The organism is Sanguibacter sp. Z6_81 (assembly GCF_057180625.1).
In genome coordinates this window covers 107,177-119,045 of the sequence record NZ_JBXUFV010000003.1, presented here as the reverse complement: position 1 = coordinate 119,045, position 11,869 = coordinate 107,177, and the positions used below count along the sequence as shown (strand labels likewise).

At 73.3% G+C, this 11,869-nt stretch carries 6 protein-coding genes; 2 read left to right on the top strand and 4 right to left on the bottom strand.

Going from position 1 to position 11,869, the window contains the following annotated elements; translation table 11 throughout:
- Positions 1 to 117 precede the first annotated feature (117 nt).
- Entirely contained in the window at positions 118 to 2,199 is a 2,082-nt protein-coding gene (locus tag AC2AXK_RS08900; protein WP_484345017.1) for an ATP-dependent helicase, read from the bottom strand.
- Positions 2,200 to 2,307: 108 nt separating this feature from the next.
- On the opposite strand from AC2AXK_RS08900, the gene AC2AXK_RS08895 reads away from it, so the two are divergent.
- Positions 2,308 to 2,586, top strand: coding sequence for a mycoredoxin (locus AC2AXK_RS08895; RefSeq protein WP_484345016.1), 279 nt, complete (start codon positions 2,308 to 2,310; stop codon positions 2,584 to 2,586).
- Positions 2,587 to 2,631: 45 nt separating this feature from the next.
- On the opposite strand, the gene nudC is transcribed toward AC2AXK_RS08895, so the two are convergent.
- Positions 2,632 to 3,711 carry an NAD(+) diphosphatase gene (nudC, locus tag AC2AXK_RS08890; protein ID WP_484345015.1) on the bottom strand — a complete coding sequence of 360 codons (1,080 nt, stop codon included), beginning with the start codon at positions 3,709 to 3,711 and terminating at the stop codon, positions 2,632 to 2,634.
- 106 nt (positions 3,712 to 3,817) lie between these two features.
- Between nudC and AC2AXK_RS08885 the strand changes: the two genes are divergently transcribed.
- Positions 3,818 to 4,906: a phosphotransferase gene (locus AC2AXK_RS08885; RefSeq protein ID WP_484345014.1), complete on the top strand. Its 1,089-nt coding sequence runs from the start codon at positions 3,818 to 3,820 to the stop codon at positions 4,904 to 4,906.
- 7 nt (positions 4,907 to 4,913) lie between these two features.
- Here the strand turns inward: AC2AXK_RS08885 and AC2AXK_RS08880 are convergent, their stop codons facing one another.
- Positions 4,914 to 8,396, bottom strand: coding sequence for an ATP-dependent DNA helicase (locus AC2AXK_RS08880; RefSeq protein WP_484345013.1), 3,483 nt, complete (start codon positions 8,394 to 8,396; stop codon positions 4,914 to 4,916).
- Entirely contained in the window at positions 8,393 to 11,860 is a 3,468-nt protein-coding gene (locus AC2AXK_RS08875; RefSeq protein WP_484345012.1) for an ATP-dependent helicase, read from the bottom strand. The genes AC2AXK_RS08880 and AC2AXK_RS08875 overlap by 4 nt, the downstream gene beginning before the upstream one ends.
- Between the last annotated feature and the right edge of the window lie 9 nt (positions 11,861 to 11,869).

Below are 11,869 nucleotides of genomic sequence, written 5' to 3'. Positions count from 1 at the left end.
CCATCTCGTTCTTCATCGCTGCACCCACCTCCTCTCATCGCGAGCCCCCGCCTCTCGGCGGGCCGCTCTCCTCCAGGGACTCGTGAACACTATTCCCGCCCCTGCGCCGCGTGCAACCTATTTATCGTCGGCGTTCTTCAGGTGCTCGGCGACGACAGCGAGGACCGCTTCCCCGTAGGCGTCCACCTTGCTCGGTCCGACGCCGTTGATGCGCACGAGCTCGGGCACCGAACGGGGCCGCAGCTCCGCGATCGCCTCGAGCACGGCGTTGGACAGCACGACGAACGCGGGACGGTCGATGGCCTTCGCCTGCTGGGACCGCCACCGACTGAGCGCCTCGAGCAGCGCGGGGTCGTAGGTGCCGGTGAGCGCCACCGCGCTCTGCCCGGTCCCGGCGCGCTCCCGCCGTCGCGCCTGCCCGGCCGGTGCCTCGCCCGGCCACAGTCCGTCAAGGAAGCGGGAGCGACGTCGCGACGCACGCCCTCCAGGGTTGCGTGCCCGCGCGAACGACAGCTCGAGGTGCACCCGTGCCCGGGTGACACCGACGTAGAGCAGCCGCCGTTCCTCGGCGACGGCCTCGTCCGTCTCTGCGAGCGAGATCGGCATGAGCCCCTCGCTCGCACCGACGAGGAAGACCGCGTCCCACTCCAGCCCCTTGGCGGCATGGAGGGACGCGAGCGTGACGCCTTCCACCGTCGGCGCGTGCTGCGCCGCCGAGCGCTCCTGGAGCTCAGCGACCACGTCCGCGAGCGTCACCTCACGGGTCGCCGCAAGGTCGTCGGTGAGTGCGACGAGAGCCTGCAGGGAGCCCCAGCGTTCCCGCGCCGCACCCCGGGCAGCGGGCGGCTCGGGGGACCAGCCCGCCGACGACAGGACGTCGCGCACCGTCTCGGTGACGGGGACGTCGGGCTCCGCCGAACGCGCAGCACCACGCAGGAGGACGATCGCGTCACGGACCTCCTTGCGCTGGAAGAAGCGCTCTCCGCCACGCACGAGGTAGCCGATCCCCGCGTCCGCGAGGGCCTGCTCGAACACCTCCGACTGCGCGTTCGTGCGGTAGAGCACCGCGATCTCGCTGGCAGGAGTCCCGCCGGCGACGAGCCGGCCCACCTTGGCCGCGACGCCGGACGCCTCCGCCTCGTCGTCGTCGTAGGTCGTGAACGCCACCGGCGGTCCTGACGGCCGCTGAGCGATGAGCTCGAGCGCAGGGTGCGTCCCCGCCCGCGGGCGCCCACGTACGGACAGCAGGTCGTTCGCGAGTCGCACCACCTGCGGCGTCGAGCGGTAGTCGCGCACCAGACGCACGACGCGCGCGGTGGGATGAGCCTTGGTGAACGTCAGGAGGTGGTGCGGCGTCGCACCCGTGAACGAGTAGATGGTCTGGCTCGGGTCACCGACGACGCAGAGCTCCTCCCGGCCGCCGAGCCACTGGTCGAGGACGAACTGCTGGAGGGGCGACACGTCCTGGTACTCGTCGACGACGAAGTGCCGGTACTGGCGCCGGACCTGCTCGGCCACCGACTGCTGGGACGCGAGCATGTCACCGAGCATGAGCAGGACGTCTTCGAAGTCGATGACGGAGCGCTCCGTCTTCACCTCCTCGTAGCCCGCGATGAGCCGGGCGACGGTCCGGTGGTCGAAGCCCGCGGGAGCGGGGCGGGCGATCGCGGTGCACGCGCGCTCGTAGTCCTCCGCCGTGACGAGCGAGACCTTCGCCCACTCGACCTCCGACGACAGGTCCCGGACCGCCACCCGGTCGACGGACAGCCCGAGGCGACGCGCCGCCTCCCCGACGGCCGGGGCCTTGTGCTCGAGGATGCGCGGGGGTGGTCCACCGACGACCTGCGGCCAGAAGAAGCTCAGCTGGCGCAGGGCGGCCGCGTGGAACGTCCGGGCCTGCACACCCACCACGGACAGGTCGCGCAAGCGGGTCCGCATCTCCCCTGCTGCCCGTGCCGTGAACGTCACTGCGAGGACGGTCGTCGGCGTGTAGACGCCCGTGCGGACGCCGTACGCGATGCGGTGCGTGATGGCGCGGGTCTTGCCCGTCCCGGCGCCCGCGAGGACGCAGACCGGTCCGGTGAGCGTCTCGGCGACCGCACGCTGGTCCGGGTCGAGCGCGTCGAGGATCGCGTCCGCCGAGAGAGGGCGCGGGACGGAGGAGGCGGGGTGACCGGCAGGAGCAGAGGCGTGTGACATCACCCCCATCATCCCAGCCCGAGGTGCCCGCCCGCACGGCTGGGACATACTGGTGCGACGGTCCTCACAGGGCCGGCAGGAGCACCCCCCGAGTGAAGGAACCACGCGATGAGTGAGCAGGCAGCGGTCTCCCCGACGATCCCGGACCCCGGGTCGATCGTCATGTACAGCACGTCCTGGTGCGGCTACTGCCGCAGGCTCAAGACGCAGCTCGACTCTGCCGGGATCGGCTACACGGAGATCAACATCGAGGAGGTTCCCGGCACCGCCGAGTTCGTCCAGGAGGTCAACGGTGGGAACCAGACGGTCCCCACGGTGGTCTTCCCCGACGGGTCGTCCGCGACCAACCCCTCCCTCGCGGACGTCAAGGCCCGCCTCGCGGCCTGACACCGCCCACCTTTCGGTGCACGGCGGCTGACCGGACGTTCCCGGTCAGCCGCCGTGCCCGTTCCACGCCCCGGGGAGGGGCTCGCCGTACCACTCCTCGATGAGGGCCCGGGCGATCGAGGTGCGGCTCGGCAGGAGCACGCCCCCGGTCGCCACGGCCTCCTGGAGCTCCTCGCGGGTGAACCACCGGGCGTCCGCGATCTCCTCACCGTCGACGGTGACGTCGGTGGACGACGCGTGCGCGACGAACGCGAGCATGAGGGACGCGGGGAACGGCCACGGCTGGCTCCCTCGGTACTCGACGGCCGAGATGACGACACCGACCTCCTCCATCACCTCGCGCCGTACCGCAGCCTCGACGGGCTCACCGGGCTCGACGTACCCCGCGAGCGTCGAGTAGCGGCCCACGGGCCACCGCGCAGAGCGCCCGAGGAGGAGGCGGTCCCCGGCGTCGACGACCGCCATGATCACCGCCGCGTCCGTCCGCGGATAGTGCTCGGTGCCGTCGTTGGTGCACCGACGGACCCATCCGCCCTGCACGGCCTCGGTCGGCTCCCCGCACCGCGGGCACCGAGGGTGCGACGCGTGCCAGGCGGCCAGTGCGACGGTCGCTGTGGCAAGGCCCGCATCGAGTGCGGGCAGAGTCTCGCCCACGTCACGCAGGGACGCCCACCGGTGCTCCTCGACGAGCTCGTCGCACGGGTCCAGGGCGGCCACGCCCGAGATGTCCACCTCGTCGGACCCCGCCTCGTCAGGGAGCACGAACGCCAGGTAGGAGCGCAGCCCGGCAGCCTGGCGCTCTGGCGCCCCGTCGGCTCGACCGACGGTCTCGGGACCTCCCGTCGCCCGGTCCTCGTCCGCGCCGAGGTACAGCCAGTCACCGCGCCGCTCGGCTCCGTCGGACGAGCTGCTGGGACCGAGCGCCTCGCGCAGGCGCGCGGCTGGGACGCGCGCGAGCGACCGACCGTCCGGCTCGACAGCGAGGCGGCCCCGATGGACGAGGACCACCTCGGTGCCCTCCTCGTCCAGCACGGACGCGACGAGGTCGGGCTCTGTCCGCCTCTCCGCGTACCGGGAGGTCGCTGCGCGGGAGAGCGGCAAGGAAGTCCAGTCGACGAGTGCCATGTTCACACCGTAGGTGCGTCGTGACGTTCGTCGCAGCCGCCGTGACCGTGCGGGCGCCAGGGTCCGGGCTCAGGCATCCTCGCGCCGAGCCGACTACCGTGGCTGTGTGCAACGCTCTCCCCTCGCCCTCGCCGCCATGTCGACCCTCGCCGTCCCGGGACTCGACGTCCACCACGTCGTACCGGTGACCGCTCCGCACGGTTTCGACTGCGCCGTGGCCATCGACGCGGAGCGCCGGCGGTGGATGGTGCGCGCGCCGCACTCCACCGCTGCGGGCGCTGCGCTCGAGGCGGAGGCGGCATTCCTGTCGGGCCTGGTGGCTCACGTCGACTCGGGTGCGTTGCCGTTCCTCGTGCCGCGGGCTGCGGGGTTCGTCTCGCTGCCCGAGGGAGGACGCGCGATCGTCCACCCCGACCTTCCCGGTCATCCGCTCGACGTCTCGCGTCTGACGCCCGGACCTGGTCTGGCGGCGAGCGTCGGGCGCGCGATCGCGGCGCTGCACGAGCTGCCGGTGTCGCTCGTCGAGTCGTCCGGCCACCCGGTCTACACGGCGGAGGAGTACCGGGGACGGCGGTTGTCCGAGGTGGACGAGGCGGCCCGCACCGGGAAGGTCCCGGCGACGCTGCTGCGTCGATGGGAACGGATGCTCGAGGACGTGTCGCTGTGGCGGTTCCGCGCGGTCGTGACGCACAGCGCTCTCAGCTCGGACAACGTCCTCGTCCAGGCCGGGCAGGTCAGTGCGGTCACCGACTTCTTCGAGGTGCAGGTCGCGGACCCGGCGGACGACCTCGCGTGGTTGCTCGCGTCCGCTCCTCACGAGGCGGTGGACTCGCTCATGGAGGCCTACCAGCTGCGCCGGACCGAGCTCATCGATCCGCGGATCGTCGAGCGCGCGCTCCTCGCCAGCGAGCTCGCCCTCGCCCGCTGGCTCCTGCACGGCGTCCGCAACGGCTTGGACGACGTCGTCGCCGACGCCGTGGGCATGCTGCACGACCTCGATGTCGAGGCTGCCGAGTCGGAGCGGTCCGGGAATCCCATCCAGCGCCCCGCCCGGATCCCCGACTACGAGAAGTCGGCCCCCCGGCCCTACGCGAACGTCGAGACGACGAACTACGCCGTCCTCCGGGACACCGGCGGGCGCGCGGGTCGGGGTGCGAGCGGTGCGAGGGCGCCCAAGACCGGCGCCCGACCCTGACCGACCGTCATGTCCCGGGGAGCTCCACCTCGCCGCGGACGAGCCTCTCTAGGTCGGACCTGCTGGCGAGGGACGCGGGCCTGACGGTCGTGTCGTCTGCCACGTAGTAGAAGGCGGCGGCGACGTCCTCGAGCGGAAGACCGGACCACTGCGACCAGGCGAGCCGGTACACAGCGAGCTGGACCTCCCGTGCCCGGCGGGCATCGGCGTCGCGGGGTTCGCGTCCGGTCTTCCAGTCCACGACGACGACGCCGCCACCCGGGCTCGTCGCGGTGCCGGGCGGACGTTCCGGGTCGCGGAAGACGGCATCGATGCGAGTCCGGGTGACCACACCTGCGATGACGGTATCGATGGCCACCTCGACCTCCAGCGGGACGAGCCGCGCCCACGCGGACCCCTCGAAGGTGCGTCGCAGCTGCACGAGCTCGAGGTCAGGGTCGATCCTGTCGTCGTCGGCGCCAGGGAGGTCGTCCACGTCGAACAGCGCGGTGGACCCGTAGTACTGCTCGACCCACAGGTGGAACGCGGTACCCCGACGAGAGTGCACGGAGGGCTGGCGCGGCACCGGACGGCGCAGAGACAGCGCGTACGCGTCACGGTCGCGAGCGATCTCGACGAGCCCCGAGGCTGAGACGTGCGCCGGGAACGGCACCGACTCCGCGCGGGACCGGCTCGCATGACGCTCCGCGAGAAGAATCTCCGTGAGCGCGACGAGGTCCGTGCCGTCCTGCGCGAGCAGGAGGGGTCGGGGAGGCGACGCAGTGTGGGACGGCTCAGTGCCGGACGGCTCGGTGCGGGGCGACTCAGTGCCGGACGGCGCAGTGCGGGACGGCTCAGTGCCCTGCGGCAGCGTCGTGTCTGCAGCACGCTCCAGCGCGTCGAGCACGAGATCCCGTGAGCGACGGACGAGCTCGAGCGGAGACGGGCGCCCGGTCAGGTCGCCGGCCTCCCGGCTCGGGTCGGCGGTGTCCCCGGTCCCGTGCCTGTGGGCTCCTCCCTCTCCCGAGCCGCTGTCGTCAAGCGGCCACGTCGCCGTCCTGGGCTCTGCGTCCCGGGGGTTCGCCGCGCCCTCCTCGGGCGGGTCCGCCACGGTGGACTCGGCCAGCAGACCGGCGTCCTGGAGCTCGGTGAGGAAGATCGACGGAGTCGTCGGTTTCACGGCCGTCCGCCACCATGCTCCCGTGAGCAGGAGGTCCGAGCGCGCTCGGGTGAACGCGACGTAGGCGAGCCGGCGCTCCTCGAGCACCTCGTGGGCACCGCACCGCGCGGTGAAGTCCTTGAGCCGCTGGTTGAGCTCCGCGGAGTCGTCCGAGCCCGCGAGCGCAAGCTCCGGCAGGTCGCCGGCATCACCTCGGAGGGGGAAGGGGAGCGCTCCGAGGGACGTGAGCCACCCGGTGGAGCGGGCCACGGTGTCTCCGGCGCACCTGGTCGACGGGAATGCGCCGTCGACCAGCCCGGGCACGGCCACGACGTCCCACTCCAGTCCTTTCGACGCGTGGACGGTGATGAGCTGCACCGCGTCGGGATCGGGCGTGCTGCCCGGCCGTTCGAGCCCGCGCTCACGCTTCTGGGCGGAGGTGAGCCACGCGAGGAACGCGCCGAGGGTGGTGAGGTCCGAGCTGTCTGCGAACGCTGCAGCAACCTCACGGAACGCGTCGAGGTGCGCACGTCCGCGAGGATCAGCACCCGGCCGTGGCTGCCCGGCGTGCAGCCTGGCCGCGCCGAACGCGAGCTCGATGTCCAGCCCGAGCGCGCGCTCCGCCCGGTCCACGAGCTCCGGCAGCGACAGGTACGTGAGGGACCGCAGCTCACGGAGGGTCTGGGCGAGGCTCCTGAGCCGTGCCCAGCCGGCGGCCGTGAAGCTGCGGCCGTCCGGACCGCTCCAGGATGCCGGGGGGAGGTCGTCGAGCGCGTCGACGATCGAGCGTTCGTCCGCTGGGTCGCCCTCGGCGCCTGCCGCGGTGGGACGCCGCCGCCGGAGCTCCTTGGCGCGGGCTCCGAGGGCGTGGAGGTCGGCCGCACCGAGGTTCGTCCGTGGGCCCGTGAGCAGCCGAGCGAGCGAGTCCCCCCGCGACGGGTCATGGACGACCTGGAGGAGCGCGACGAGGTCCACGACCTCAGGGGTGTCGAGGAGCCCACCCAGCCCCACGACCTCGACGGGTAGGCCGCGCACCCGCAGCGCTGCCTCGATGGCCGGGAACTGGCTCCTCGCCCGGCACAGCACGGCAGCGGTGGCCTCCCCTGGTGCCCATCTCTTGGCGATGAACTCGGCGACGGCCGCTGCTTCCTCCTCCGTCGTCGCTGCATAGACGGCGTGCACGGACCCGAGGCCGGCGGCGGGGCGTGCGCCGAGGGTCGGCAACGAGCTCGTGCCGGCTGCTGCACGCAAGGGCGCGGCGGTAGCGTTCGCGGCGTCGAGGATCGCCAGGTCGTTGCGCCACGACGTGCTCAGGTGGTGGACGGGCGCGCGTTGGCCGGTCGCTGTCCTGAACTGCTCGGGAAACCTCGCCGGTCCCGCGGCGCTCGCCCCGCGCCAGCCGTAGATCGACTGGTTGGGGTCACCCACGGCCGTGACAGGGTGCCCCTCGCCGAACAGTGCTGACAGGAGCCGGATCTGCGCGTACGAGGTGTCCTGATACTCGTCGAGGAGCACCACGCGGTACCTGCCTCGCTCGCTGCTCCCGACGGCGGGCACCTCCTCGGCGAGCTGGGCCGCGAGAGCCACCTGGTCACCGAAGTCCACGGCCTCCATCGCCCGTTTGCGCTCCTGGAAGGCTTCGACGACGTCGAGGAGACGGTGGCGCTCGGCGAGCGACGCCGCGAGCTTTGCCACGTCTGCGTGGTAGCTGTGCCGTCTGCCTCCGAACGGGGTGCTCGTGATGTCCGCGAGGAGCCTGGAGATCCCCTCGCGGGCATCGCTCACGCTCAGCAGGTGCTCGCTGAGGGCGTTCGACAGGTCGAGCACCGCGGAGACGACGGTCGAGACGGCGGCGTCTGTCCCGAGGTCGCCGTGCCAGCGCTCCACGACCTGGCTGGCGAGCTGCCACAGGCTCGCCTCGGAGAGCAGGCATGCGCCGGGCTCGCGTCCGACGCGCAACCCGTGATCGGCGACGAGCGAGGCTGCGTAGGCGTTGTACGTCGAGATCGTCGGGCGGTCGAGCGCGTCCAGGACGTGCGCCGTCGAGCCGGGCAGCGCCCTGCGCAGCTGCCGCAGGCGCACGGTGACGCGCTCGGACAGCTCCCCCGCCGCTTTGCGCGTGAACGTCAGTCCGAGCACCTCGTGCGGCTCGACGAGCTCGTTGGCGATGAGCCACACGACACGTGCCGCCATGGTCTCCGTCTTGCCCGACCCCGCGCCGGCAACGACGAGCATCGGGCTCAGCGGTGCCTCGATGACGGCTGCCTGCTCCTGGGTCGGAGGGTGCTGGCCGAGGAGCGTTGCGATCCGTGCGGCGCTCAACCGCGCACCCGCCGTGCGGTGCGTGCTCATGGGCGCTGCTCCTCGTCCTGGGTCCTCGTGTGGTCCATCCGCTCGTCGACCCCCGCACCGGGCGTGCGGCCCGCCGCCGCACCTGCCGCGGCCCCGGGCTGGTCCCTCGTCGCGGTGAGGTGGGCGAGCACCCTGCCCTCGGGTTGGAGCGGGCATGCGCGGCGGACGCCGCACATCGCGCAGAGGGGGTTCTCGACCGCGGCGAACCGGGCGCCCGCCATCGTCTCGGCCGCGTCCTGCACGAGGGCCCGCGCCCAGTCGGTGCGGTCCTCCGCGAGCGCGGGCTGGGCCCGGCGCGTGCCGGTCGCCCCGTCGCTGACGAAGACGAGCTGGGCGCCCACGCTCCTGATCCCCTCCGGGAGCGCCGCGAAGGCACCACCGTCCACGGCGAGCTGGTACGAGCCGAGCTGCGCATTCGTCGTGGTCTCCGCCACGCTCGGCACCGAACGGCCGGTCTTGAGGTCCGTGACCCGAACTCCGCCGTCGACCGTCTCGAGGCGGTCGACGGAGCCGCGCAGCACGGCACGCCCCACGGCGAGCTCGAAGGTCTCCTCGACGAGGACCTCCCCCGGCACGCTCGTGTAGTACTCGGCGAGCCGCCGGATCATCGCGTCGGCGCGGCGCCGCTGCTGCACGGATGGCCACCCGTCGGCGAGACCCAGCTCGGACCAGCGTGCATCGAGCCGCGCCGCGAGCTCGGCGTGCCCCGCGGAGGGAAGCTCTCGGGCGATGTCGTGGATGAGGGTCCCGACGGACTGCGAGACCGCGTCGGCGGCGGTGGCACCGGCGCTCTCCAGGGCCCACCGCAAGGAGCACCGGTGCACCTGCTCGACCTTGGACGGTGAGACGACGACGAGCTCGTCGTCGCGCCGCAGCGGCGCGGTCGAGGAGACCTCTCCCGACCCGTACCAGCTCCGGGGGTCGGCGTCCGGTATCCCCGCGTTCGCGAGGCGCGCAAGGAGCGCGGCCAAGGATTCCGCTCGCGGCCCGGGCTCCCCGACGCGAACCGGTGCGACGGGCCCCCCGGTCACCGCCCTTCCGTCCGGCCCGGCCCCGACCTCGGGCACCCCGGGCTCGGCCAGCTCCGCCGCGAGCTCCGTCCGCAGGGTCGCGACGATGCCGCGGAGGTCGAGAGGAGCCGACCCCGCGTCCGTCACCGGAGTCGACGGACGAGCAGCCGCGGCTCTGGCGTCGCCCGTCCCCGGCTCCCCGGCATCTCCGGCTGCACGGTCGGGCGAGGGCGCGAGGAGGTCGAGGAACACCGACGGCGCAGAGTCCGCATCGCTCGTCGCTGTCACCACGAGCCGTCGACGCGCCCGGGAGACCGCCACCGCGAACGCCCGGAGCTCGTCGGCGAGCACGGCGCGGCGCGCCTCGCGTGCGACGACGTTCGCGTCCGCGGTGCCGTCGGCCCGCCCACTGAGCACCTCGACGAGCGCCTGCGAACCGAGCAGGGAGTCGCGCAGGCGCAGGTCGGGCCACGTCCCGTCCTGCACCCCGGCGACGACGACGACGTCCCACTCGCCCCCGGCAGCACCGGCCGGGGTGAGCAGCTGGACGGTCTCGGTCGTCGCTGCACGTGCCGCGAGGTTGTCCGCCGGCAGATCCTGGGCCTCGAGGTGGTCGACGAATGCCCGCGGTGTCGCGTGCGGCACCCGGTCGACGAACTGCTCCGCTGCGCGGAAGAGCGCCATGACGGCGTCGAGGTCGCGGTCTGCTCGCGCCGCTCCCGGGCCGCCGTTGACGGCGATGGCCCGCCAGGTCTCGGCGAGGTCGGCCGCGGCCCACAACGCCCACAGGACAGTCTGGGCCGTGGCTCCTGGCTCCCCGACGGCTGCCCGCCCGGCGACGAGCATGCGTGCGACCCGGAGCGGGGCGCGGGCGACGTCGGACGGCAGGGAGGCGACGCGCGCGGGGTCGCCGAGCATCTCGACGAGCAGCGCGTCGGACGACCGGCCTCCTCCAGCATCAAGCTCCTCAGAGCGCAGATGCCGGCGCAGGCGCCGCAGCGCCACCGCGTCGATGCCGCCGAGCGGCGAGGTCAGCAGCTCGACGACGCTGTCGATATCGAGCTCGTCCGCGAGGACCGCGCGCACCGCCGCCAGGAGCGGGCGCACGGCTGGCTCGTCACGCAGCGGCACGTCGCTCCCGAGGATGGCCACAGGCACCCCGCTGGACGTCAGTGCCCGACGCAGGCGCACGAGCATGGTCCCGGACCGGGCGACCACGGCCATCCGGGACCATGGCGTGCCTGCCAGGATGTGCTCGCCGCGCAGCACCCGCGCCACGTGCGCCTCCTCGAGCGCGGACGACGCGAGGACCGCTGTCTCGACCGAGTCCGTCGTCGCGGAGCCGGCACCCGCACGGCGGTGCTCGACCGCACCGACCGAGCCGATCTCCTGCGTCACGGCACGCGTCGCCTCCCGCACGGCCGGTCCGTTGCGCCATGCCGTCGTCAGGACGAACACCTCGGCGCCGAGCTCCCCGACGCTGCCGCTCGATCCCGGCGCGGAGCCCGCCGCGGGCGGCCGTCCCGCTGCAGCACGGCCCACGAGGGACGGGCTGGCCCCGCGGAACGCCTGGACCGAGGAGTCCGGGTCGGCGAGCAGCACGAGGCGTGCCCCGTCGGCGGCCAGGAGATGGAGCAGCCGCGCCGTCGCCGCCGTGGCTTCCTGGTAGTCGTCGACGACGACGAGCTGCCAGGACGGCTTGTGCTCGCCGTGCCACCGCTCGAGGACGCGCGCCGCCTCGTCGACGACCACGGCCGGGTCGAACCGCGCCCCGGCGTCCGGGGTGAGCTCACGCAGCGCCATGACTGACAGGTACTCGTCGTACATCCGCCCCGCGGCGACCCACTCGGGACGTGCATGCTGCCTGCCGAGCTCAGACAGGTCCTCGGGTCCGAGCCCCCTCTCGGCGGCACGCATGAGAAGGTCGCGCAGCTCCTGGCGAAAACCCCGGAGGCCCAGCGTCTCCTCCGGGATCGTCCGGGGCCACCCCACGTCGACGCCCTCGGAGCGAGCGTGCCCCGCGAGGAGCTCGGCCAGCACGAGGTCCTGCTCCGGACCCGTGATGAGCGTCGGTGGTGGCTCGCCGGCCACCGACGCGCTGCGCGCGAGCACGGAGAACGCGGCCGACGCGGCGGTGCGGACCACAGCACCTCGGGTGGCTGCTGCCAGCCGACCCGCGAGCGCGTCCCGGAGGTCACCGGCTCCCCGGCGGGTCGCCGCCAGCACGAGGACGTCCTCGGGCCGCAGGCCTCTGTCGACCGCTGCCACGACGATCTCCTGGGCGACCACGGACTTCCCGGTGCCCGGCGCACCGAGGACGATCGAGACCCGCTCCTCGAGCGCCCCCCGGAGGGCGCGCTGCTGCGACGCGTCGAGCAGCCTGCGCCCAGCATCACCGGCGGTGCCGGTCATGCCGGTCGTCAGCGTGACGGGTTCAGGGGCGAGGAGCTTCACGGGACGATG

Excerpts from the sequence above, each read along its gene's own strand:
- AC2AXK_RS08900 (WP_484345017.1), bottom strand. The coding sequence starts at position 2,199 with ATGTCACACGCCTCTGCTCCTGCCGGTCACCCCGCCTCCTCCGTCCCG.
- AC2AXK_RS08895 (WP_484345016.1), top strand. The coding sequence starts at position 2,308 with ATGAGTGAGCAGGCAGCGGTCTCCCCGACGATCCCGGACCCCGGGTCG.
- nudC (WP_484345015.1), bottom strand. The coding sequence starts at position 3,711 with ATGGCACTCGTCGACTGGACTTCCTTGCCGCTCTCCCGCGCAGCGACC.
- AC2AXK_RS08880 (WP_484345013.1), bottom strand. The coding sequence starts at position 8,396 with ATGAGCACGCACCGCACGGCGGGTGCGCGGTTGAGCGCCGCACGGATC.